We start from the raw sequence: 23,815 nt of genomic DNA, 5'->3' as shown, positions 1-23,815 counted from the left end.
TCTTGGTTTAATTATCGCTTTAACGGCCTGGTTATTTTTAAACACCTTAAATCCTAAGTTAGTTAATCTTAATTTAAACCTCGGACAAATTATAACCAACAATAGCGATACAGTGGTTGGGACTAGTGGGGGAGGTGGGGGTCAGACTGACTCTGGGACTGACTCAGGGGGAAACAACCCACCAGCACCACCAGGTTGTGATGATTGTGTTTCTTTAACTGATTACGGACTAACTTGTAAAGACCCTTCATCTTGTAGTTTAAATGCGGCCACAGCTGAAAAACTAGGCACTTTAAACCAATTAAATAGCAATGACGGTATTAACTGGAGAGTAACTGAAGGTTACCCTCCAACAATCAATACACATAAAAACCCTTGTCACTACAACGCCACCTGTATCGATGCTGGATTAACCTCTGAAAAAACCGGATCTAATATTCAAAAGTTTTACGATAACGCCGTATCAGCTGGTCTTAGGCCGGTCTACGAAGTAACGAGTTCAGCTAGGGAAGCTGAATTAAAATCTCAAGGTTATACAGGAACAATCAAAGTAATCGGTCATGCTACAGGGGAACATTTTTCTGTTTATAATAACTAAAGTATGAAAAAAAACCTTACTATTATAATAATCACATTAACTGTTATAAGCACTTTTTTGTTACTCACTTATTTCTTTATCTCAAAAAGTGAGAAGTTTACCACTATCACCCAAAACATTAACCAAAATTTATTTCCGGCCCAAATAATTAAAAACAATCCTGACCAGATAAAAAACTCTTTAGACAATAGCCCTAAAAACGAATCCGCCAGTGATGACCTTAAGCTAGAAAACCCACTAAAGGTAATCAGTTCTGAACCGGTAATAGATTTTGATTATAAAAACCAAGCGACGACATCTTTACTAGTTTTTGTTGATAGAAAGGGTCACGTTTTTGAATACAATTTAAATTCTGAACAAGACGCAACCCCAACTAAGATTAGCCAAACAACTATCTATCAACCCCAAAAAGCAGATTTCTTATTAGGCCTTGATAAAAACTTGGTTGTCGTTAGATCTACCGATGGTCGATCTAGTTTAATTCCACTCTACCAAACAAAAGATATTCTCAGTCAACGTCTTATTAATAACTTTCAAAAATCTAAATCTTTAGATTCTAATTTAATAATCACAACCCAAAAAGACAGCTCCTATATTGGTTTTTATAAACTAAATAATAAAGACTTTCTCTCTCAAGAGTTGCTATACAAGACACCGTTTCAATCATGGATTACAGAGGTTGTAGGAGATGATGTTATAACTTTCACCACCAAACCGGACGAAAGATTAAAGGGTTTGTCTTATTGGTTTAATTTAAAAACAAAATCTTTAGAAAAAACCCTCGGACCAATAGCTGGACTAGTCACAAATGTTAGTCCCGATAAAAAATACATCCTTTATTCTAACAACAAAGGGGACTTGAATATTTATAACAAAGAGAGTAGGTCAACAAAAACCCTCACTCTAAAGAGTATTGCTAGTAAGTGTTTATGGGCTAATGACAGTTCTCAAATATTTTGTGCTGCTCCAGCGAAAATAACAACAAACTTAAATTATTTAAATAATTGGCTTAAAGGCCAAAATATCACTCATGATAATTTATGGTTAATTGATAGGGAATCAGGTAAAACTTATTTAATGGTTGATGGTCTTAAATATATGTTTGATATAACTAATTTAAAATTATCTCCAGATGAAAATGTCCTTAGTTTTATAAACAAAAATAATTCTAGTTTGTGGATTCTGAGATTTGTTCCTTAGACAGTTTCCTAACTATCAACTCGTGTCCAATTGCAAAAATATTACTAGTAATCCAGTAAATAGAAATAGCTGACGGTAGGGAAGCGGCAATAAAAACAATCATTAAAGGCATTACGTAGCGCATCTGTAGGTTCATACTTCTAGCAAAGTCGTTTGATAAACTCTTCTCCTTTGTCAGTTTGGGTAAAGGTGGAATAGCTAACTTCATTTGAATGAATTGAGTTAGCCCAACTAAGACCGCTAACACATAACTCTTTTCGTGAATATCTAAAAGGCCTAAAAACAAAGTGTTTATATTCTCCGGCTTAGGTACAAATGAATATAGAATATCAAGATTTAATTGGAAACCATTTTTAAAAACGTAAAAAAGAGTAATAATAATAGGAATCTGAATAAACAACAACAAAATACTCGTAAAAGGATTTACTCCATGATTCCTATACAATTCCATAATTTGCTTAGCTTGCTCTTCTTTATTTTTGTTTTCTTTAATTTTAGCCAATTCTGGTTCAATCACTTTCATTTTTGACTGAGTTTTAGAGGCTTTATGTTGAAGGGGGGATAAAATAACTTTAACAATCAACGTCAACAAAACAATAGCTAAACCAATATCATTTTTAGGCACAATACTACTCAATAAGGCCAGGGCGTTATAAAACGGTATAAATAAGGTTATTTTAAAGAAATAAATCATAGTTTAGATAATTAAAGACTTCTCAAAGAAGTATCTAGTTGTTTTTTTATTTCCGTATAAGACATTGAAACAATAGATGGCTTCGTAAAGACTATAATAACACTTCCTGGTTGAATACTAGATTTTAACTCAACCAAAGCAGCCCTAATCCGTCTTTTGATTAAATTTCTTTTAACCGCCTTTTTAGCCACCTTGGCCGACACAACCACTGAAAATAAAGTCAGTGAGTTTGGTTTTACTGTTTTTTTAAGGGTAAAGGAGGCCGAATGAGTACTTCGACCACCAACAAAAACCTCCTTAAACAAGGCTCTGGAAACTTTATGAGAAGTCCCAGCCATATAGATCAGTATTTAAATTAAACCGTTAAACGAGCCCGTTTTTTACGACGACGACGAATTAGAATATTTTTACCAGTTGGACTATTCTTTCTAGCCAAAAAACCGTGGGTTCGACGGCGTTTTTTACGCTTAGGTTGATAGGTTATAGACATAATTGGATAGTATACAGTAATAGATATATTTTTCAACCACCACAAAGATATCCCTAGTTAATCCACTGGTTATCAACATTTTTAAGGATTTTGTTATAATAACCACCGGGTCTATAATTCTTCCATAACCGTTCCTAAACTTTTAACTAAAATCATGGTCAATAATAAAACCCTTTGGGATGGAGTGCTAGCAGAAATGGAACTAACTCTATCAAGGGCTAATTTTGGAACCTGGTTTAGGCATACTCATATATACAAACAAGACGATGGGGTGGTTTATATCAGCGTCCCTAACGCTTTTGTCCGTGATTGGTTAACCAATAAGTACCATAAGGCTATTTTAAGCTCTTTGCGCACCCACGCTCCCGAAATAAGAAGTTTGGAATACATTATTGCTAAATTAGGTGACAATCAAAACAAACAAGCAACTCAACAGATGGAGAGTACTCCTTCTACTGAGAACACTTTAGGCCTTCAAGACCTCTATATTAATAAGGAGAGCAATCTAAACCCTAAATACACCTTTGATACCTTTGTAACTGGTCCGTTCAATGAGGTCGCTTACGCAGCCGCTCAGGCGGTAATTAAAAATCCAGGGACTAATTATAATCCACTGTTTATTTATGGTAATACTGGACTTGGAAAAACCCACTTAATCCAATCTATTGGTAATTACCTAAAAAAACTAAATGTTAATAAGAAAGTTTATTATATAACCTCGGAAAATTTCACTATTGATTACGTTAACCTGGTCCGATCTGGTAAGGGTAATTATTTTAAAGAAAAGTATCGTAAGTATGACCTTTTAATTATGGATGATATTCAATTCTTTTCTGGTAAAGAGGGGACTCAGGAAGAATTATTTCATTTATTTAATAATTTTTATGAAAACAACAAACAAATAGTCTTTTCTTCAGATAAATCACCTAAGTTTATTGATAATATTGATGATCGTCTCCGTTCTCGCTTTGAAGGAGGAATGATTGTAGATGTGATTAAACCAGATTATGAATCTCGGTTAGCCATCTTACAAACTAAAGCTCAAACTATGAATTTTGATGTTCCTAAGGAGGTTTTAGAGTATGTGGCTTCTACTGTTCAAGATAATGTTAGGGAATTAGAAGGTTCTTTAAATACCATCCTCTGCCAGAGTCAGGCTAAAAAAAGAATGTTAACAGTCTCTGAAATAAAAAATTTAATTAAAAACAATATTAAACCTAAAAAAACTATCTCTATTAAAGATGTTATGAAAATAGTGGCTGATTTTTATAATATTGAAGAGAGGTTTTTATATGAAAAAACTAGAAGAAAGGAGGTTGTTAAACCTAGGCAAATAATCATGTATTTACTACGTGAGGATTTTAGTACTTCTTATCCTTATATTGGTCAAAAATTAGGTGGTAGAGACCACACAACAGTTATTCATGCTTATGAGAAAATAAAAACTGATTTAAAAGTTAACCAAATACTTACTCAAGAAATAGAACAAATTAGAACCCTTCTATATAACACTTAGTGTGGATAGGTTGGGTATAAGATAGGGTATAACTTTAGTAAAAGACTGGGATAATCATCGGAAAACAATTACTTTTTGAGCAAAATAAATCAATTCTAAATTTTAATCAAAAACTTATACCCAGAAATTAATTCTAAAAAACCTATATACATCAACCATAAATAGCTTTTATTCACAAATCCACACCCCTAATAATAAACTTGTATATGAAAATAGAATTTATTAAAGACAAGCTACAGAAAGCTGTAAACCAAGCTGAAAGATCTGTGGGTAAGAATTTAAGTTTACCTATATTGAGTAATATAATTTTAGAAACAGAAAATAAAAAATTAATAGTTAAATCAACAAATTTAGAAATAGGAGTAGAAATAGAAGTAGCTGCTAAGATAGAAGGTGATTTAAAGGTGGCAGTTAACCCTTCTTTACTTAATAATTTACTTCAAAATTTACCTAATAATGAAAAAATAGAAATAAACAAAGAGGAAGATTTGTTTATTATTAATACCAATAAAGGTCAAGTTAATCTTAAAACACAAACAACAGAAGATTTTCCTATTATTCCTAAAGTGACAAGCGATAAGGTTATTAATATATCAATTAAAAATTTTATAGAAGGAATTAAAAGTGTAGCTTATGCGGCTGCTTTATCTGATATAAAACCAGAAATAGCTAGTGTTTATTTGTATTCTGAAGACCAGAAACTGTTTTTTGTATCCACTGATGGGTTTAGATTATCAGAAAAGTTTATTATTTTAGATAACTTCAGCCCTAAAGAGTTGATTAATTTAATTATTCCTCTTAAAAACGCCTTAGAAATAAATAGAATTTTAAGTGATCAACCAACTGACGGGGAATTGGTGATTATGACCGATAATAACCAGATCTCAATTATGTCTGATGGTCTTCATATTACCTCCAGGATTATTGATGGTGTCTATCCAGACTATCGTCAAGTGATGCCGAAAGATTTAAAAACAAGAATAGAGCTTAATAAAAATGATTTTATTAATACTTTAAAGTTGGCTGGGGTTTTTTCTGATAAATTTAATCGTTTAACTATTGATGTAAATAAAGAAATAGTGACTCTTAGTACTAAGAATAACGAAACAGGAGAAAGTATTTTAAAAATCACCCCTCGAGCCTATAGTGGAGAAGGACTAAGTTTAACAATTAGTAGTCGTTATTTGTTAGACGCTCTCCAGTCTATTGATGATGAATATATTATTTTGGGTTTTAATGAAAGTAATAAACCTTTATATTTAAAAGGATTTGATGATGTAACTTTTCAAGGATTAGTAATGCCACTAAGAACTTAATATGGATTTAGTTGGTGGTTTTCTATCAAAATATAAAAAGATACTTGATAAGGGGTTATTAATTAATGACGTAGTAGTTTTAGCTTTTAAGGAGGTTTTAAATATTAAAATTGAAAAATCAGATATTGTTTATAAAGATGGAATTATTAAAATAAAATCATCCCCGATTATTAAATCGGAGATGATTTTACAACAAGAAGCTTTAATTGGTTATATTAAAGAAAAACTACCCAACATCTCTATTGTGAAGATTCATTAACCAATAGAATGGCTTTAGCTTCACTGCGGTTTCTATTTATATCATAAGTAACTACTTTTATTTCATTAGAATTTTCTACACCCTCTAGATCTTTTGGTATAAAAGAGTAAGTAAAAGGGTTTTTAGTAACAGAGGCTAGGTAGATGTTATTGATGAAAAAATCAGCTTGGCTAATATTACTCTGAGTATCAAGTTTAACAGTGACAGTGTCAGTTAGGTTATAAGGTTCATTTTTTATATTGATTATTTTTACACCAGAGCCAACCCCTGGAGTAAAGATTCCTGGGGTATTAGGGATAGATACACCCAACTCATCAACTAAGCCCCTAGCGGCCGCCCAAGCCCTTACTGGAGGCTCCCAGAGCTTAAATTGAGGGTCATTATAGGGATTAGTTGGTCTTGTTCCTAATGGGTCGTTTTTATCAACCCAATACAATATATCGTGGACACTTCTTATTACTCTTTCACTACGGTTGTTATCAGGAGTAGAATTAGTGGCTGGTTTACCTGTACTACTATCAATAATATAAGATTCACCACCTTGCCAAATACCCCTCAAGGTTGGTTTTATGTTGGTTGCAATAGGATCAGGGCTATTAAATAACTCATTTGGCTTATTAGATAAATAACCACGCATGAATTCATTCCATAAAGGAGCCACAATTAAACCGGCTACTTTTTTATCCATAGGGGTGTTGTCATTATTACCAGCCCAAGCCCCAATAGTAATACTAGGGGTGTAACCAATTATCCAAGCATCACGGTAATTGTTGGTGGTACCTGTTTTAACAGCAACGTCGTAGTTGGGAACATTAAGAGCAGAGTTGGCGCTAAAAACAGGTTGTCTAGCGTCATTATCTTTTAAGATATTAGAAATCAAACGAGCGACATTGGCTGGGATAACTTGTTTAGGGTTAGGTTTGTATTCTTTAATAATAGTACCTTGAGGATCAATAATTTGAGTAATAGATTCAGTTTTATTTTTAACCCCATCATTAGCAAAAGCACTATAAGCCCCAGTCATTTCTAGTAAAGTTACTTCACCACCTCCCAAAACCAAACTCAAACCATAGCGTTTTGGATCGGTTAAGGTGGTGATACCCATATTTTGGGCGGTTTTAATAGAGTCGCTTAAACCTGCTAAATATAATAATTTAACTGCAGGAACGTTTCTAGAGTTACCTAAGGCCTTACGAAGAGTAATTGGACCAACATAAGATTCATCATAGTTTTGTGGTGAATAACAGGCAGTATTATTGGTATTTAAATTAACGTCAGCTGAACAATTTGTGTTGAATTCAGTTGGCACATCAAACAAAACAGTTTCCGGAGTGTAGCCTTTCATAAAAGCTGTAGCGTAAACGAAAGGTTTAAAGGTTGAACCAGGTTGTCTTTTGGCGGTAGTGACATTAAAGTTACCGTCATTTGTTGTGTCAAAGTAGTCGCGAGATCCAATCATAGATAAAATTTGACCAGTTTTTGGATCAATGACAACAATACCAACGTTTTTAGCTCCAAAGTCTTTTTCGTTCTTAGTGGCATATTTATCAACTAATTCCTCAGCTTTTTTTTGAAGCTCCCAATCTAAGGTGGTGATAACCTTAAAACCATTATTTTTTAGAGTTTCTTCACTGTATTCCTTCTCTAGTTGGTCTATAACATAAAAGACAAAATGAGGAGCTTTAATACCATTTCCTTCTGGTGGTAGGAAAACAACTTTTTCATTTAAGGCTTGGTTATATTCGTCTTTAGTAATCCAGCCAAAATCAGACATTTTTTTTAGAGTTAGGTTTTTTCTAGCGTCTAAGCGGTCTTTGTTTTTGCCATAAGGAGATAGGTAGGTGGGAGACTGGGGGAGAGAGGCTAAATAAGCTGCTTCAGCCAATGTTAAATCTTTAGATTTTTTACCAAAAAAAGATTGAGCCGCTTCCTCGATACCATAAATAGTTCCACCGTAAGGACTTTCGTTTAAATAAAGGGCCAAGATATCATTCTTGCTCATAGTTTGCTCAAGTTTAACCGACAAGATAACCTCTTTTATTTTACGAGATATTTTTTTATCTTGGGTTAGTAGGGTATTTTTAATAACTTGTTGAGTTAAAGTTGAACCACCTTGACGAATATCGCCAGAACTAACGTTTACTAAAAAGGCTCTAGCAATAGATGATAGTTTTATTGCTCCGTGATTATAAAAATCAGCATCCTCGATAGCTATTGTCGCTTTTTGGGCGTAAGGGCTAATATCAGTTAAAGCGACAGTTGTTCTTCGAGCATTTCCGAAGACATCGTAAAGTAAAACCTTACCAGTTCGATCATATATTTTAGTCGATTGGGTTAAACTTCGTTCTTTGAAAAAAGAATCAAAATCAGGAATTTGTAAGGTCATGGCCCATAAAGTAGCGGAACCGCTGGTGGCAAAAAAGAAAATAACAGCTACTAAGCCAAGCTTGATCAAGATCTTTTTAATAGAAAAATATTTTTTGATTGAAGTCATATAATCAGAACTGTACCACATATTAAATTTTTGTATATAAAAAATCCTGGTTATTTAAATAACCAGGATTTTTTATATTTATCTAGAAGATTAATCGTAACTTTCTAAATCATCTAGACCCATATCATCCTTATCATCTTCGGTTTCAATAGGTGTTAGTAAACTAAATTCGTCAGACACCACCTCTTCTACCAAAGGATCCTCTAATAGGTCCTCATCATTAATATTTAATGGTTCGTCGCCAAGGCTAATAGGGCCACTAGCGATATCGTCTAAAGACATAAGACAAAAGCAAATTAATCTAATAACTACTTATTGTTATAAGTAGTTATTTTGTAACAGAAGGTGGTTATTTTTGCAATCATTGTTCTAAGTTGATGTGGATAAGAGGTGTTATTTTATAGGTTCACTTCTCGAGCGATGGCTGTTAAAGCAATAGCAATAGCGTCAAATTCATCATCGTGAGTAATCTCCCTATTTATTTTAATTAAATTTTTAACCATCAAGATAACCTGTTCTTTGTCTGCTTTACCATAACCAGTAATGGTTGATTTTATTTCTAAAGGGGTGTATTCCAAAAGTGGGAGACTGGCTTTTGCGCCAATATACATGATCATTCCACGAATTTCACCAACCATCATAGCTGTTTTTTGGTTGTTGGTGACAAACAGTTTTTCTAGGACTAAGTAGTCTGGATTAAATTTGTTAATTAAAGACTCAATCCCTAAACCAATTTTTTTTAACCGCTCTGGGAAGATGTCTTTTCGGTCCGAAGTTAAACAGTCAGAGAAAATAAGTTCTTCTTGGTTGGTTATTCCTTTTTGAACTATTGCAACACCCAGTCGATCATAACCAGGGTCAATGCCCATAATAATTTTATTATTCGCTAAAATCGGCATTGGTTGTGATGTTTTTAATGTCGTCGTGATCATCTAAGATATCTAGGAGGTGGAGTAGCTTTTCCTCATCACCTTCACTTAAGGTGAGGGTATTATTGGGCGTCCAAAACTCATCACCTTTACTAAAAGCCCACAAGACAGATCCTTGACTACCAAGAGAGCCACCACAAGAATGTAAAAGATGTTTAATCTCTGGAGTGGTGCGATTTTTATTATCAGTTATTCCTTCTATAATAATAGCAATACCTCCTGGGCCGTAAGCTTCATAAATTACCTCCTCAAAAGAACCACTATCAGCTCCAGCCCCTTTGGCTATAGCTCGATCTATATTGTCGGTTGGCATATTAGCAGCTTTAGCTCGATCAATAACAGCTCGAAGAGTGGGGGAATTTTTGTCACCCTTAACTTTTTTTGACTCCACGGTCAGGTTTTTAGCTAACATTGAAAAGATCTTACTCTTTTTGCTGTCAGTTATCGCTTTTCTATTTTTGATTTTTGACCACTTGTTATGTCCGGACATAATATTAAAAAAGTTTATTGGTCGGCCTATCTAAACCTAAATGCTGATAACCCTTATCGGTGACTATCCGTCCTCGAGGGGTTCGATCTAAAAAGCCAAGTTGAATTAAGTAAGGTTCATAAACCTCTTCCACAGTTGCTTCTTCTTCCGATAGAGCTGTAGCAATAGTGCCCACTCCGACAGGTCCACCGTCAAACTTGGTAATAATTATTTTTAATAACTCTCGATCGGAGTTGGTTAAACCTAAATTATCTATACCAAGTAATTCTAAAGCTTCTTCAACCACTGAGGTGGTGATTTCTACCTTTTTAATTTGAGCAAAGTCTCGACAACGCTTAAGGAGGTGATTAGCAATTCTGGGAGTAAAACGGCTACGAGCACTAATCAATAAACTAGCCTCATGGTCTAAATTGATACTTAATATTGAAGCGGAGCGTCTGATGATTTGGGCCAACTCTTCCTCAGTGTAAAATTCTAATCGAAAGGTACCACCGGAAAAACGAGACCGGAGAGGAGCGGAGAGTAAGGCTATTCGGGTAGTAGCAGCTATTAAGGTGAAGGGTGGTAAATCTAATTGGATTACTCGAGCACCTGGGCCTTTGCCAATAACAATGTTTAGGTTTCCAGATTCCATAGCTGGATATAAAACCTCCTCAATCATTTTGTTGAGACGGTGTATTTCATCAATAAACAAAATATCTCCAGGAGAGAGGTTGGTTAAAATCGATGCCAAATCGCCAACTTTCTCAATAGCGGGACCAGAGGTTACTTTTATTTGAGTGTTAAGTTCTTTAGCTATTAAATAAGCTAGAGTGGTTTTTCCGAGGCCTGGAGGTCCATAGAAAAGGACGTGTTCTGGAGGGTGTTTGCGACCAACGGCGGCTTCTAGTAGAATACGAAGGTTCTTTTTGATGTTCTCCTGGCCAATATAATCAGGCCAAACAGACGGCCTAAGAGATTTGTCTAGAAAGTGATCGTCTTTAGGGGGTGATTTCTGGCTACCAAGGTTGTTGGAGGGGGTACTTGACATAATATTCTTTATATGCTAAGATAAGATTGTTTAGTTTATTTATCAAGAGCATAAACCTCTAAACGATTTAGATTCCGGTCTAACGGGTTCATTTGACAGGACGTTTTGGTTTTCCGATTTTGTCGGAAGGGACGAAAACTATCCTTGATAATTTACCTAACTTAAGTAAGTTTCTTACTCAAGAGATCGTTTAGAGGTTTATGAGCTTGATGGCAAGGAGCGCTTAGTCACCACTGGGTGCTTTTTTGTTACAAAATTTCTTCGAACAAGTCTACTACTCGACCCAACTCATCCAAAGAGGTGACACCTTGGACTACTTTAATAATTCCGTCTTGACGCATATCGAGGATGCCTTGGGGAGTAGAGGCTATAATAATATCTCTTTCACTTGGGTTGGTGGTGGCGACATTGGCTATCACATCATCCATAACAATAGCTTCAAAGATACCCTGACGGCCTTTATAGCCAGTGTTATGACAAAACTCGCAACCACCTGGTACATAAATAGTGCCAGAAAAAGTAGTATCAAACCCAGGTTTCTTTTTTGGAATACTTTGTAATACGCCGGTGATTAGTTTGTTTTCTTCCGGAGTGGTTGTTTGTTCTTTACGACATTTAACACAGAGTTTGCGGACCAAGCGTTGGGCGATAGAGAGAGTCAGGGCCGAACTGATAATTTTAGGATTAATACCCAAATCGATTAAACGGGGAATAGCGCCGGCGGCATTATTAGTGTGAAGAGTGGAAAAAACTAAGTGACCAGTTAAAGCGGAATTGATGGCGATTTTAGCTGTTTCTCCATCTCTAATTTCACCGACCATGATAATATCTGGGTCTTGGCGAAGGGCTGCTCTTAGTCCTGACAAGAAAGTATAACCCTTCTTGCCATTAACCTGAGTTTGGTTAACTCCCTTTAAGTGATATTCAACCGGGTCTTCGATAGTAATAATCTTAGTTTCAGAAGAATTAACCTGACGTAAGAAAGCATAGAGAGTAGTTGTTTTACCAGAACCAGTCGGACCAGTTAGAAGAACTAAACCATTTGGTTTGTGAATTTCTCGATCAAAAACTTTAAATAGTTCTGGTTCAATCCCTAGTTGCTCAAAGGTGACAGCAATACTTTTTGGATCAAGAATACGCATCACCACTGATTCACCATATGAGCCTGGAATAACAGAAGTACGAATTTCAATCTCGGCTTCTTGGGCCTTAATACTGAAGCGCCCATCTTGAGCCGATTGTTTTACATTTAGTTTTAAACCGGAAATTAATTTAATTCGAGAGAGAATCTGTTTGTAAATTCTTTCATCAAAATTAGTAACATCCTGTAAAACACCATCAAGACGATAACGGAGACGAATACCAGTCTCTTCTGGTTCTAAATGAATATCCGAAGCGTTGGTGACCAGAGCACCAGACAAAAGTAGTTCCAAGGTGCCGGAGATTCCTCCCGAAGCTAAAGTGTTGACTGTTTCTTTATCAATCTCCTGTTTGATATCGTTAATATTTTTGATATTAGTCAAAAATTTACTAACTCGCTCAGCGGAGATATCTATTAGACCAGCGGTTGCTTCAGTACTTTTAGAAACTTCAGCATAAAATCCCCAAGCTCTGTTTAGACCAGACTCAGATACAAGATATAGAGTAACTAGATAACCTTTCTCTTTTAATTCATCAGTTAATTCCTTAACTTTAGAGTTATTGGGAGATAGGATGGCTATATGGAGAGTTCGGCCAACCAAACGAAAACTGGCTACGTTTGCTATTTTGGCCTCAGCTTCTGATATTAACCGCAAAGCATCTGTGTTTATGGCTGTTTTTGAAAGATCGATATAAGGAAGTTGATAGCGGGAGGCTAGGACTTGAGCTAAATCTTCAGCTTCCTTAAGATGAAGTTCCTCAATTCGTTTTTCTTGCTTTTCTTCATTAAAAGAGTTTGACATGCAGTTATATTGTACACGTTTTTTATCTAAAGTTCATCCTTGCTGTTCGTCTAAATACCATTTCTAGCACATTGCTTTATAGTCGCAAGTTTAAAATAGGGGAAAACTAATTTAACTTCAACCAGGTTAGAGATTTTGATGTCTTTTTTAACATATTTTTCGTGCTACAATCGCTTTATGATTATTCGAACGAGTAATTTAATGGAGACTTATGATTTAGCTAGAGCAATTGTCTTTAGGCTAAGACCAAAAACCACCGGAGCTAGTATTTTAGCTTTAAGTGGCGACCTAGGTTCTGGTAAAACAGCTTTTACTCAAGGTTTAGCGAAAGCCTTAGGTATTTCAGACGCAATCACTAGCCCTACTTTTGTGATTGAAAAGATTTATCAAGTAACAGGTTCTTCCTTGTGGAAGAGGGTAATCCATATCGATGCTTATCGGTTAGCTGGGGGATCCGAGTTGATGACTCTTGGTTTTGGTGAGATCATAAAAGATCCTTACAATATTGTAATAATTGAATGGCCAGAAAAAGTGTCTGATGTTATACCAGCCGACGCACAAACCATATCATTTAAGTTTATTGATGAAGAGATTAGAGAAATTTCCTATGAAGAAAAATAATCAAACTAAAACCCTTGTTTTGTTTGATGCTCACGCTATTTTACATCGGGCTTATCATGCCTTACCTGACTTCACTTCAACTTCAGGTGAACCGACTGGAGCCTTGTATGGTTTAGCGGCGATGTTGATTAGGATTATTGCTGAGTTAAAACCTGATTATATGGCCGCTTGTTATGATTTACCGGAGCCCACCTTTCGTAAGCAGGTGTATGAAGCCTATAAAGCTGGTCGGGCGAAAACAGATGATGCTCTAGTGGCGCAAATGGATCGTTCTAGAGAAATTTTTACTGCTTTTAATATTCCTATTTATGATAAGCCGGGCTTTGAAGCCGACGATATTATTGGCACGATTGTTGCAGAAACCAAAAATAAACCGGACCTAAGAGTAATCATCGCCTCTGGTGATATGGATACTCTTCAATTGGTGTCTGATGATAAAGTGCTGGTCTTTACTTTAAAGAAAGGAATTAATGATACTGTTTTATATAATGAAGTTTTAGTAAAGGAGCGTTTTGGTTTTGGACCGACTTTTTTACCTGACTATAAAGGTTTACGTGGTGACCCGTCCGACAATATTATTGGAATTGTGGGAATTGGGGAGAAAATTGCTACGACTTTAATTAGTACTTTTGGTTCAATTGAAAATATTTATAAAAAACTTAAACAAAGTGACGAACCTTTTTTACAAGCCGGATTAAAACCACGGACGCTAGAGCTTTTGAGAAAATTTGAAGAGGAAGCTTTGTTTTCTAAAGCTTTAGCAACAATTAGACTCGATGCGCCAATTAATTTTTCTTTACCACAAAAAGAGTGGGTAAACACCTTTAACTTTGGTGAAGTAGAAAAATTATTTCAGCAATTAGACTTTAAATCACTCTTATCGCGGGTTAAAACTGCTTTTGCTCATACTGACTCTGTGCGGGCCGATAATCAGGTTGTTAAAAAACAGAGCATTAATAATCCACTTGATGAAAAATTAGTGAAAAAACTAGCGATCGCTCTCTGGCTAATTAATTCAGAAAAAACCAATCCCACTCCAGAAGATATTTTGTCTTACTGTCAGACAAGTGATTGGCTTCAAGCTGAAAAATTTTTGCAAAAAAAATTGTCAGACCAGAATCTAGTTAAACTTTATGAGGATATAGAATTACCGATTATAGATTTGTTGAGTGAGGCAGAACGTTGGGGGATTGTAGTGGATGTTAAATATTTAAAAACCTTATCAATTGAATACCATAAAAAACTAAACCTTTTAGAACAAGAAATTTGGGCCTTGGTTGGGCACGAGTTTAACATTAATTCTCCAAAACAATTAGGCACCATTCTGTTTGATGAACTTAATTTAACTGCCAAAGGTCTAAAAAAGACAGCCGGAGGTGCTCGTTCCACCAAGGAATCAGAATTAGTAAAAATAAAAGATTTACATCCAGTGATTGGTAAGATTTTAGACTATCGAGAGTTGCAGAAATTACTGTCTACTTATATTGATACTATTCCAACCATGATTGGTGAGGATGGTCGGCTCCACGCTAAGTTGCATCAGACTGGGACTACTACTGGTCGAATGTCATCTAGCGACCCTAATATGCAGAACATCCCGGTTCGAGAAGGTTTTGGTGAAAAGATTCGGCGAGCATTTGTGGCGAGTCCTGGATATGTGTGGGTTGGTGCAGATTATTCTCAAATCGAGATGAGGATCTTGGCTTTGTTGTCTGGGGATCGGTCGTTGATCAACATTTTTAAAGAGGGAAAAGATGTTCACGGAGCAGTGGCCTCATTGGTTTTTAAAGTGTCTGAAACCGAAGTAACCAAAGAAATGCGCCGAAAAGCGAAGGTGATTAATTTTGGAATTATTTATGGTATGGGGGTTAATGCTCTAAGATCTAACCTGGGTAGTACTCGGGAGGAAGCGCAACAATTCTATGATGAGTACTTTGCCACTTTTCCTACTATTAAAAATTATTTTGATGAGGTGATCCATAAGGCCAATACTCAAGGTTACACGGAAACATATTTTGGCCGACGTCGGTACTTCCCTGGGCTAAAGTCAAAGCTACCCTACTTGAGAGCTTCAGCGGAGCGAATGGCTATGAATGCGCCGATTCAAGGAACAGCTACGGGAGATATTACTAAAATTGCCATGAATAAAGTTCAACAACTACTTGATCAAGCGGGGTTGGCGAAATCAGCTCACCTACTTCTCCAAGTTCATGATGAATTGATTTATGAAGTAAGGGTAGATAATCTGAATGAAATAACCCCTTTGATTAAAAAAGGCATGGAAGAAGCTCTTGTTTCCGAGGTTCCATTAGTGGTAAATATTGCCACTGGGCCAGATTGGGGGAGCCTGAGTAAATAGGTGTTTTACTAGACAATACCTTATCCACATTGCCAAGCTTCTTGATTTTTAAGCCCCAAAGTGCTATCCTTGGCTAATCCTATTGCTGTTTTAGCAAAAGGTCGATTATCAAATAATTGACATTCACAATGAAAAATTCAGTAATCGCAATCGTTGTAGTTGTTGTTATAATCATCGCTGGAGTTGTATGGTACATGCAAAACCAGAATGCCGTTATGGTTGATGATTCAACAGCTACTACTACCACTGAAACTACCACAACTGAAGGAGATGGTAGCTTCACTACTGATGCTAGTACCACTACAACTACTGGTGATGCAGCATCTACTACAACTACAGAATAACTTAAATCGTTTTTCCGATTGTAGCAAAAACACCCGCTTTAAAGCGGGTGTTTTTGTGTTATATTTTTAAAATGAAAACCTTTTCTCAAGCTGTCTATGAAGTGGTTAGAAAAATTCCCAAAGGTCAGGTTCTAACCTATAAAGAAGTGGCAGCTTTAGCTGGTAGGCCACTAGCTTTTAGGGCGGTTGGTAATATTTTAACCAAGAACCACGATCCAAAGGTTCCGTGTCATCGAGTAGTACGTAGTGATGGAAAAGTTGGTGGATACAATCGGGGTTCGTTAAATAAACAAAAGCTTTTACAGCAGGAAGGGGTCAAGGTATAATTAACCTATGACTATTATTACTCTTACTTATTTAGATATTCTTTTGCGTTTAGGTGCAGCGGTGTTATTTGGAGGGTTGGTGGGCATTGAGCGAGTGATGGCTCACAAAAAAGCTGGAGTACGTACTTACGCCCTGGTTTCTTTAGGCTCAGCTCTGTTTATTATCACAGCCCAACTGGTCACTAGTATGTATTATGGGTTGATTGATGTTGACCCAACCCGTATCGCTTCAAATATCGTCATGGGAATTGGCTTTTTAGGAGGCGGTCTAATTATTCTTAATGGCGGTAAACACTTACGAGGAGTGACCACAGCGGCCGGTTTGTGGATTGCGGCTGGGATTGGAATGGCGGTCGGCTTCGGTTTCTTTGGCTTAGGTTTTATTTCAGCGATTCTGACGATTTTTATTTTTACAGGCCTTTGGTATTTTGAATTGTTAATTAAAAAAATATCTCCACCAGCTAACGAGCGCGATAATTAATTTTATTTTATGTTGGATGATCGAGATGTTAAACTTCGAACTGTTCGTGACGAGGTTTTAAATTTAGTCTCCTCACCTTTATTTGCTTATCGTCAAACTAATAAAGCTTTACCAGTGATTGGAGAGGGTAGCCATACGGCCGAGATAATGTTTGTCGGTGAAGCGCCTGGTAAGAATGAGGCTAAAACAGGCCGCCCTTTTTGTGGTGCTTCCGGTAAATTTTTAGACCAACTTTTGGCTTCAGTTAATATTTCTCGAGCCCAAGTTTACATCACCAATATTGTTAAAGACCGCCCACCGGCCAACCGTGATCCTTCGCCTGAGGAAATTGCTGTTTATGGACCGTTTCTTGATCAGCAGATTGGGGTTATTCAGCCACAGTTAATAGTGACCCTGGGACGTTTTTCGATGAGTTATATTATGACTAAATTTGGTTTAGCTGAAGCTGACCTTCCTATTAGTCAAAATCACGGTCAATTTTTTCAAGCCCAAGCTATTTATGGTCCAGTCAGGATTTTACCTTTATACCACCCAGCGGCGGCTATTTACAATCAACATTTAAAAGTGACCTTGTTTGAAGATTTTAAGAAGGTGATTGAGGTAAAGCCTAAAGTTTAGGTCTTATAGAAAACGAGAGAGATTTTGCGCTATAATGGGGCTCTATGGCCAAAAACTACACACTGATCTCTTGGAATGTGAATGGTATCCGAGCGGCTGAGAAGAAGGGGTTTTTGGACTGGTTGGGTGCCTCTAAGGCTGATGTGGTAGCTCTTCAGGAAACCAAAGTTCAAGATATTGGATTATTGTCGGAAGAGCTTCGTAATCCGACTGGTTACTTTTCCTTTTGGCATAGCGCTCAAGAAAAGAAAGGGTACAGTGGTACGGCGGTTTATAGTCAAACCGAACCGGTCAGTTTTACCACTAATTTTGGTAAGAATAATCTTTCAACGGAGGGACGAATTGTGCAATTAGAATTTCCTGAGTTTTATTTTTTAAATATCTATTTTCCTAATGGGGGAGGAGAAGATCATCGCCTGGCTTACAAATTGAAGTTTTTTGATGAATTTTTAACCTATATTAAAAAACTTGATAAGACTAAACCAGTGATCTTTTGTGGTGATGTGAATGTGGCTCATAAAGAAATAGATATTGCTCGACCAAAGGAAAATGCCAAAAGTATTGGTTTTTTACCGGAAGAAAGAATCAAGTTGGATAAATTTGAACAAGCTGGTTTCGTTGATACTTTTCGGATCATTAATCCGACGAAAGTCGAGTATAGTTGGTGGGACCAAAAATCACGAGCGAGAGACAGGAACATTGGCTGGAGAATAGATTATTTCTGGGTTAGTGAGAGGTTAAAAGATAAAATTGAAAAAGTTTGGATTGATGGAGATGTTTACGGCTCCGATCATGCCCCGGTTGGTTTGAAAATAAAATTCTAATTATGCTCTATCTTGTCTATGGAAATGATGAAGTAAAAAGTCGAGCTAGTTTTTATAAACTAGTAGCTACTTTGCAGGCCAAGCGTCCCGAGGCGGCCGTCTTTCGCATGGATGGTGATAGTTTTGATGTTAGCCAGCTAGAAGAAGTGGTATTTGGTTCTTCACTATTTGATTCTAAATATCTAATCGTTTTGCGTGGTTTCACTGAATCGCCTGAGGGTAAAGATTTTCTCGATAGCCATATCAAAGATTTGGCCGAGTCACCACACATTGTCTTAATGCTAGAAGGGGAAGTGACCAAAGTCTTGCTGACGAAATTTAAAAAATATGCCGAAAAGGTTCTGGAGCATGTTAAGACAGATATCACTAAAGCTGACGCCTTTAATATTTTCTCTTTAGCTGATGGTCTAGGGGAGAGGAATAAACAGAAGTTGTGGGTACTGTATCAAGAGGCGCTGTATAAAGGAATTCCGGCTGAAGAGATCTTTTGGCGGTTTGCGGGTCAGGTCAAGAATATGCTGTTAGTGGCTGGGGCTAAGAGTGATGAAGCGGTCAAAATGCACCCATTTGTTTTACAAAAAACTAAACGAGCGTTATTGAAATTTTCCATGGCTGAACTAAAATCTATGTCTAAATCTTTTACAGAATTATATTCCGATGCTCGGCATGGGAAGAGGGAGTTTGAGGTGGCGTTGGAGAGGGTGATTTTGGGGCTATAACTTTTGGTCACAACTTTTTCCTCACCAGTTCAGAAAAGTCGCGACCCCACCTCGACTGTTTTTGTTGTTACAAAAACATGTTTCCGGTTCACAAAAGCGAAAAAGACTGGAGTAGTCCAGTCTTTTTACACTCACGTTTTTGTGCCCCGCGAGGGAATCGAACCCCCGACCATCTCCTTAAAAGGGAGCTGCTCTACCGACTGAGCTAGCGGGGCAGGCGCAAATAACAAAAAAAGAATACTAGAAAAAACCCGATTTGTCTATGTTTTATAAAGGCAGATCAATAGCTAGGGCACCTGGGCCAGCGACGAGAAGAGCGAGGCCAATAGCGATGAGTAAGATACAAGCGAAAGTATCAAATCCGTAATCAGCTTTGTAAGCTGTTTTTAGGAACATTAACTTAATGCCGGCCAAGATGGCTAAAATAGCCATTATTTGGGTGTAGAGACCAATGATTAGGAAGATGGCTATAATAGAAGAGAGGAGTCCAGACAAGCCGATCCAGAAATTTTCACCTTTTAACCACGGGAAGTGTTTGAGAATATCTTTGGTGGTGGTTTTGTAGGTAAAAGTAGCGTTGTAAGCAACTGCCAAGAAACACAAACCACTCGCTAGCCTGAGGATTAAAGGAGCAAAAAAACCGTAGTCTAGTAATTGGGGGAAGACACTTAATGTTTGCGGAAAGATGTTAAACATGTTGTTATTCTAACATGAGGGCTCAAAATATAATACTAAGGTGGAGTACGGATATTTGTCTGCTGACAAATTCCTCAAGTCTCGATCCGTCGATCTTGCGAAGCCTTCACCTTAGTATTATATTTCTCGCTTAGCTCGATAACCCATGAAAAACAAGAAGGAAATATATTTAATACTAGACAACATCCGCAGTACCTATAATGTGGGGGCGATTTTGCGGACCGCTGATGGAGCTGGGGTGAGTAAGGTGTATTTAGTGGGGGTGACTCCAGCACCGACTGACAAATTTAATCGAGCTAATAGTCGAATTGCCAAATCCGCCTTAGGTGCCGAAAAATCTGTTCCATGGGAAAGTGTCAAAAGTCTTTCGAGTCTAATTAAAAAGTTAAAAAAGCAAGGAGTTCAAATAATTGCCTTGGAGCAAGACGAGAGGGGTGTTAATTATAAAAAATTTAAACCGCAGTGGCCTTGCGTGTTAATTCTTGGCGAGGAAACGGAAGGGATTCCCAAAAATATCTTAAAGTTGTGCGATGAGATTATCGAGATTCCGATGAAGGGGAGTAAAGAGTCGCTCAATGTTTCTGTAGCCACCGGAATAGTTGTTTTTCAGTTTTTGTCTTCTTAATTATTTCTGGCACTTGGCACAAAAATGAGTCCCGCGACCGGCGAATTTTATTTTAGTGATGGGGGTCTTACAAACTTTACAAGGGAGTTTGGCTCGACCGTAAACAAATAAATAAGGCACGAAGCCACCTTGGGAGCCGTCACTGCGAACGTAATTTTTGGCTGAGGTCCCTTTTTTACTGATGGATAGTTTCAGGACAGCGATAATATTTTGGTATAAATCGGCTGTCTCTTTTTTAGTTAAGGTGCCAACTAGGCGGGTGGGGCGGACTCTCGACATGAAGCAGGACTCATCGACATAAATGTTTCCCAGGCCGGCAATCAAGGTTTGATCAAGTAAAAACTGTTTCAGATTTCGCTTCGGGTAGCGGGCCAGTATTGAGGTAAAGGTTTCATAGGTAAATTTTTTGGATAGGGGCTCGATCCCGGTTTTTAGAAAGATGTTTTCTCTTTCATGATTTTTAATGTGCCTGAGCCAGCCGAACTTGCGCATGTCATTGAAATACAAAGCGGTACTATCAGTAAAGTTTAAACTAACTCGGGTAAATTTATTGGGTAAGTTATCTAAACCGCCTGGTTGTGGATGGCCTCCAGAAACCATCTGACCAGATTTTGGTTTGAAAATAAGTTGCCCCGTCATTTTTAAATGAACGATCAAATGGTTTTGATCAGAGAGGGTAATGATTAAAACTTTAGCCCGTCTTTCAATAGAAGTAATTTTCTGTCCAGAGACTAGGTCATTAAAGGCTTTTGGCTTAAGAGGGGAAATAGTTTTAGGCCAACCAATATCAACCGAAGTAATAGTTTTTCCTACCACCGCTTTAGTTAGCTCTCGTTTTAAAGTTTCGACTTCAGGAAGTTCAGGCATCGCTTCACGCTAGCGCGAAGCGAGAATTTTTTCAAGTTGTTCCTTAACAATTTTTCGATCATCCCAAGGGATAGTCTGGTTACCTATGATCATTGATTGCTCAGCTCCTTTGCCGGTGATTAAAACAATATCACCACTGTTGGCTAATAATAAAGCTTGGACAATCCCGGCGCGACGATCGGCAATAACAAAAAGGTTTTGATTCAAGGTTTTACCATTTTCAGTAGAAGCTTTGGATATATCTTCTAAAATTTCTTGAGGATTATCATCATAGGGATCAACGTTAGACACAATCACAAAGTCGGCTTTTTGGCCGGCTAGGGCGCCCATGATTGGACGCTTGGCCTTATCTCGTCCACCACCCTCGGCCCCTAACAGAACGATTACCTTGTGAGTAGAACCAACAATCGATCGGCCAGTATCTAGGACTCGAGTCATACTTTCTTTTTCGTGAGCATAGTCGACAATAACGGTAAAGTCTTGGCCAACATCAATAATTTCCATTCGACCTGGGATGCTTTTTAAATTATGTAACCCAACATTAATCTGTTCGGGTGTTCCGCCTTCTTCTTGAGCCACAATAATAGCTGGTAAGATATTTTCAACATTAAAGGTACCTAAAATAGGTGAGGTGTATTGGTGGTTGTCTGCTTTAAAAGAAATACCATGGGTGGTGGTTCCGATTTCGTTCGCGTTTACATTACCTTTGTTTTGGGTGCTGTAGGTAATCTTTTTATCAACCTTAAAATTTAAAAAGTAAGAAGCGTGATCGCTATCAGCGTTAGCGACGATTGTTTTAGGAATTGTTTTACCGGATATAATTTTATTTTTTCTATCAGCTACTGCTTTAAATAGTTTACCTTTGGTCTCTTTGTATTTTTCAAAACTACCACCATGAGAAGTAAGGTGTTCTGGGGTGAGGTTGGTAAAAATCGCGTAATCATAAGCAATACCAATATGACGATATTGCTTGAGCCCTTCGGAGGTGGTTTCTACGACACAGTGAGTACAACCGGTGTTCACCATTTGGCGCATTAGTTTGTGAATGGTAAAGCGCCCAGGCATGGTCATATGATATTTATTGAGAGATTCTTCGGTGCCGATTTTGATATTGGCGGTACTAATGATTCCGGTTTTATGGCCGCTGGCATTGAGAGTGGTATGAATAAAGTTAGCAGTAGAGGTTTTGCCTTTGGTGCCAGTGATGCCAATGACAACCATTTGTTGGGAAGGGAAACGATACAAACAAGCACCGGCCAGAGCCAATAAATAATGGTAGGTATGTAGAGTCCAGCTCGGCGTGAGATGCTTAATAATGATTTTTTTGAGAGTGTTCATGGATGTTTAGGGGCGAATTTTTTGGATAAAACGGTAAAGACAATAAAAATAGTACCACAAAGTTTGATTAGGAATATCAAACCATAAACCGTAATCAATTTCTTGTCCGGGAAACTTTTTTTTAAATGAAGTGATTGATCGCCAAGAGTGGTATTGAGAGGGGAACTCGTCGGGAGTGATGCCGCCTAAGCTGTATTTAGTTATGCCTCGTCTTTTTACTTCTTCAATACTGGTCCACTGAGCTAAGTATGAAGCCTGGAGATCTTTGTGTTCATCACACGAAGCGGAATACAAGTAGACAGCTTGGTTGCCAAAACAAAAGATAACATTCATAGCTAGAATTTTGTTTTTATAAGAAGCAACAGTTAAAAACAATGAATCAGTATTATAAATAGTTTTAAAGATTTTCTCATAATATTCCTTTGAGTGAGATCGAAAACCATTTCTTTTTCCGGTTTGGATGGTTAGATTATAAAATTCATCAAGATACCGGTCTAAGTTATCGGTTATGATTTCAACTTTGACTTCTTTTTGTTCGGCCAAGCGAATAGAGTAACGTGTTCCTTTTTTCATTTTTGCCATTAAGGTATCCAAGTCTTGAGTTGTATCAACTAACCATTCAAAACGAGGTTGAAAAATGCCGGCTTGATAGTGAAATTGGGCTACTGGTTTTAAATTAGAGCCAGGATTATTTTTAGAGTTGATCCGAGCAAAGACAATTTTTTCTTGTTTAATAAACTCTTTTATTTTTTTGATTAGGTTTTTATTATCTTCTTCAGAGGGGTTAGAGAGAGCTACTGGTCCATGGGGGATGTCTAATATTTTTTTTCCAAAGGAAATAGTGTGAATAAGCGCTAAGAAAACAAAAATTGGCGTGAAAGTATTTTCTGATTCTTTTTCTAATACAAAAACTCGAACATCGCGGCCAGCTTTTTCCTGCCACAGTCGATAAGTTTCACTCTGAGTAAAGTGAGCTTCCAACTTTTTCAATCTATCATCATAGTCAGTCAGATCAAGGAGGGGGGTGAGTTTGTACAT

General features: G+C 37.1%; 27 protein-coding genes and 1 tRNA gene. 14 read left to right on the top strand and 14 right to left on the bottom strand.

The window, feature by feature from the left end:
• Together K8Q91_00590 and K8Q91_00585 are read left to right on the top strand one after the other, a co-directional pair.
• The coding region (locus tag K8Q91_00590) for a hypothetical protein (GenBank protein ID MCE9628487.1) at window positions 1-598 on the top strand (598 nt) is incomplete at its 5' end.
• Window positions 599-601: 3 nt separating this feature from the next.
• The gene (locus K8Q91_00585; GenBank protein ID MCE9628486.1) at window positions 602-1,798 is read left to right on the top strand and encodes a hypothetical protein; all 1,197 of its coding nucleotides are present in this window, start codon (window positions 602-604) and stop codon (window positions 1,796-1,798) included.
• On the opposite strand, the gene K8Q91_00580 is transcribed toward K8Q91_00585, so the two are convergent.
• From K8Q91_00580 to rpmH, 3 genes are read right to left on the bottom strand one after another with little or no spacing between them, the layout of a single operon-like run.
• Entirely contained in the window at window positions 1,767-2,492 is a 726-nt protein-coding gene (locus K8Q91_00580) for a YidC/Oxa1 family membrane protein insertase (protein MCE9628485.1), read from the bottom strand. The genes K8Q91_00585 and K8Q91_00580 overlap by 32 nt on opposite strands.
• Window positions 2,493-2,503: 11 nt before the next feature.
• Window positions 2,504-2,830, bottom strand: a complete 327-nt coding sequence (rnpA, locus tag K8Q91_00575; protein MCE9628484.1) for a ribonuclease P protein component — start codon at window positions 2,828-2,830, stop codon at window positions 2,504-2,506.
• 17 nt (window positions 2,831-2,847) lie between these two features.
• A complete protein-coding gene (gene rpmH / locus K8Q91_00570) occupies window positions 2,848-2,982 on the bottom strand; it encodes a 50S ribosomal protein L34 (protein ID MCE9628483.1) in 135 nt (44 codons plus the stop codon).
• Window positions 2,983-3,136: 154 nt separating this feature from the next.
• Here rpmH and dnaA point away from each other — a divergent pair, with 154 nt between their 5' ends.
• From dnaA to K8Q91_00555, 3 genes are all read left to right on the top strand, one after another.
• Window positions 3,137-4,498 (top strand): chromosomal replication initiator protein DnaA, encoded by a 1,362-nt coding sequence (dnaA, locus tag K8Q91_00565; protein ID MCE9628482.1) that lies wholly within the window; start codon window positions 3,137-3,139, stop codon window positions 4,496-4,498.
• Window positions 4,499-4,704: 206 nt separating this feature from the next.
• Window positions 4,705-5,814, top strand: a complete 1,110-nt coding sequence (gene dnaN / locus K8Q91_00560) for a DNA polymerase III subunit beta (GenBank protein MCE9628481.1) — start codon at window positions 4,705-4,707, stop codon at window positions 5,812-5,814.
• Window position 5,815: 1 nt separating this feature from the next.
• Window positions 5,816-6,073 (top strand): hypothetical protein, encoded by a 258-nt coding sequence (locus tag K8Q91_00555; protein ID MCE9628480.1) that lies wholly within the window; start codon window positions 5,816-5,818, stop codon window positions 6,071-6,073.
• On the opposite strand, the gene K8Q91_00550 is transcribed toward K8Q91_00555, so the two are convergent.
• The 6 genes from K8Q91_00550 to K8Q91_00525 form a co-directional block, all read right to left on the bottom strand.
• Window positions 6,054-8,567 carry a PBP1A family penicillin-binding protein gene (locus K8Q91_00550; GenBank protein ID MCE9628479.1) on the bottom strand — a complete coding sequence of 838 codons (2,514 nt, stop codon included), beginning with the start codon at window positions 8,565-8,567 and terminating at the stop codon, window positions 6,054-6,056. The genes K8Q91_00555 and K8Q91_00550 overlap by 20 nt on opposite strands.
• Window positions 8,568-8,657: 90 nt before the next feature.
• Window positions 8,658-8,849: a hypothetical protein gene (locus tag K8Q91_00545; GenBank protein MCE9628478.1), complete on the bottom strand. Its 192-nt coding sequence runs from the start codon at window positions 8,847-8,849 to the stop codon at window positions 8,658-8,660.
• 116 nt (window positions 8,850-8,965) lie between these two features.
• Window positions 8,966-9,436, bottom strand: a complete 471-nt coding sequence (ruvC, locus tag K8Q91_00540; GenBank protein MCE9628477.1) for a crossover junction endodeoxyribonuclease RuvC — start codon at window positions 9,434-9,436, stop codon at window positions 8,966-8,968.
• A gap of 10 nt (window positions 9,437-9,446) precedes the next feature.
• Complete coding sequence (locus K8Q91_00535) at window positions 9,447-9,986, bottom strand: YebC/PmpR family DNA-binding transcriptional regulator (protein ID MCE9628476.1); 540 nt, start codon at window positions 9,984-9,986, stop codon at window positions 9,447-9,449.
• Window positions 9,987-9,990: 4 nt separating this feature from the next.
• Window positions 9,991-11,016, bottom strand: coding sequence for a Holliday junction branch migration DNA helicase RuvB (ruvB, locus tag K8Q91_00530; GenBank protein ID MCE9628475.1), 1,026 nt, complete (start codon window positions 11,014-11,016; stop codon window positions 9,991-9,993).
• A 248-nt stretch (window positions 11,017-11,264) separates the two neighbouring features.
• Window positions 11,265-12,959, bottom strand: coding sequence for a type II/IV secretion system protein (locus K8Q91_00525; protein ID MCE9628474.1), 1,695 nt, complete (start codon window positions 12,957-12,959; stop codon window positions 11,265-11,267).
• Window positions 12,960-13,136: 177 nt separating this feature from the next.
• Between K8Q91_00525 and tsaE the strand changes: the two genes are divergently transcribed.
• The 8 genes from tsaE (at window position 13,137) to K8Q91_00485 (ending at window position 19,251) form a co-directional block, all read left to right on the top strand.
• Complete coding sequence (tsaE, locus tag K8Q91_00520) at window positions 13,137-13,580, top strand: tRNA (adenosine(37)-N6)-threonylcarbamoyltransferase complex ATPase subunit type 1 TsaE (protein MCE9628473.1); 444 nt, start codon at window positions 13,137-13,139, stop codon at window positions 13,578-13,580.
• On the top strand, window positions 13,567-15,939 hold the full coding sequence (locus K8Q91_00515; GenBank protein MCE9628472.1) for a hypothetical protein: 2,373 nt from the start codon (window positions 13,567-13,569) through the stop codon (window positions 15,937-15,939). Before tsaE ends, K8Q91_00515 begins: the two co-directional genes overlap by 14 nt.
• A 194-nt stretch (window positions 15,940-16,133) precedes the next feature.
• The gene (locus tag K8Q91_00510) at window positions 16,134-16,283 is read left to right on the top strand and encodes a hypothetical protein (GenBank protein MCE9628471.1); all 150 of its coding nucleotides are present in this window, start codon (window positions 16,134-16,136) and stop codon (window positions 16,281-16,283) included.
• Between the two features lie 71 nt (window positions 16,284-16,354).
• The gene (locus K8Q91_00505; GenBank protein ID MCE9628470.1) at window positions 16,355-16,609 is read left to right on the top strand and encodes an MGMT family protein; all 255 of its coding nucleotides are present in this window, start codon (window positions 16,355-16,357) and stop codon (window positions 16,607-16,609) included.
• A gap of 7 nt (window positions 16,610-16,616) precedes the next feature.
• Window positions 16,617-17,090, top strand: a complete 474-nt coding sequence (locus K8Q91_00500) for an MgtC/SapB family protein (GenBank protein ID MCE9628469.1) — start codon at window positions 16,617-16,619, stop codon at window positions 17,088-17,090.
• A gap of 9 nt (window positions 17,091-17,099) precedes the next feature.
• Window positions 17,100-17,708, top strand: coding sequence for a uracil-DNA glycosylase (locus K8Q91_00495; GenBank protein ID MCE9628468.1), 609 nt, complete (start codon window positions 17,100-17,102; stop codon window positions 17,706-17,708).
• Window positions 17,709-17,752: 44 nt separating this feature from the next.
• Window positions 17,753-18,532: an exodeoxyribonuclease III gene (gene xth / locus K8Q91_00490; GenBank protein MCE9628467.1), complete on the top strand. Its 780-nt coding sequence runs from the start codon at window positions 17,753-17,755 to the stop codon at window positions 18,530-18,532.
• A gap of 2 nt (window positions 18,533-18,534) precedes the next feature.
• Window positions 18,535-19,251, top strand: a complete 717-nt coding sequence (locus K8Q91_00485) for a hypothetical protein (protein ID MCE9628466.1) — start codon at window positions 18,535-18,537, stop codon at window positions 19,249-19,251.
• A gap of 142 nt (window positions 19,252-19,393) precedes the next feature.
• Here K8Q91_00485 and K8Q91_00480 read toward each other — a convergent pair.
• Both K8Q91_00480 and K8Q91_00475 read right to left on the bottom strand, forming a co-directional pair.
• Window positions 19,394-19,466: transfer RNA gene (locus tag K8Q91_00480), tRNA-Lys, on the bottom strand.
• Window positions 19,467-19,518: 52 nt separating this feature from the next.
• Window positions 19,519-19,947, bottom strand: coding sequence for a hypothetical protein (locus K8Q91_00475; GenBank protein MCE9628465.1), 429 nt, complete (start codon window positions 19,945-19,947; stop codon window positions 19,519-19,521).
• Window positions 19,948-20,092: 145 nt separating this feature from the next.
• On the opposite strand from K8Q91_00475, the gene K8Q91_00470 reads away from it, so the two are divergent.
• A complete protein-coding gene (locus K8Q91_00470) occupies window positions 20,093-20,572 on the top strand; it encodes a TrmH family RNA methyltransferase (protein MCE9628464.1) in 480 nt (159 codons plus the stop codon).
• Here the strand turns inward: K8Q91_00470 and mutM are convergent, their stop codons facing one another.
• The 3 genes from mutM to K8Q91_00455 are packed head-to-tail and all read right to left on the bottom strand — an operon-like array spanning window position 20,573 to window position 23,815.
• On the bottom strand, window positions 20,573-21,439 hold the full coding sequence (gene mutM / locus K8Q91_00465) for a DNA-formamidopyrimidine glycosylase (GenBank protein MCE9628463.1): 867 nt from the start codon (window positions 21,437-21,439) through the stop codon (window positions 20,573-20,575). It abuts the gene before it with no gap.
• A 9-nt stretch (window positions 21,440-21,448) separates the two neighbouring features.
• Window positions 21,449-22,777 (bottom strand): UDP-N-acetylmuramoyl-L-alanyl-D-glutamate--2,6-diaminopimelate ligase, encoded by a 1,329-nt coding sequence (locus K8Q91_00460; GenBank protein MCE9628462.1) that lies wholly within the window; start codon window positions 22,775-22,777, stop codon window positions 21,449-21,451.
• A gap of 6 nt (window positions 22,778-22,783) precedes the next feature.
• Complete coding sequence (locus K8Q91_00455) at window positions 22,784-23,815, bottom strand: peptidoglycan bridge formation glycyltransferase FemA/FemB family protein (protein ID MCE9628461.1); 1,032 nt, start codon at window positions 23,813-23,815, stop codon at window positions 22,784-22,786.

Source organism: Candidatus Vogelbacteria bacterium (assembly GCA_021414225.1).
In the GTDB taxonomy this organism is placed as follows: Bacteria; Patescibacteriota; Minisyncoccia; order Phycocordibacterales; family XYD1-FULL-46-19; genus JAIOOX01.
The sequence above is the reverse complement of the archived record's forward strand: the minus strand, read 5'-3'. Positions and strand labels throughout refer to the sequence as shown.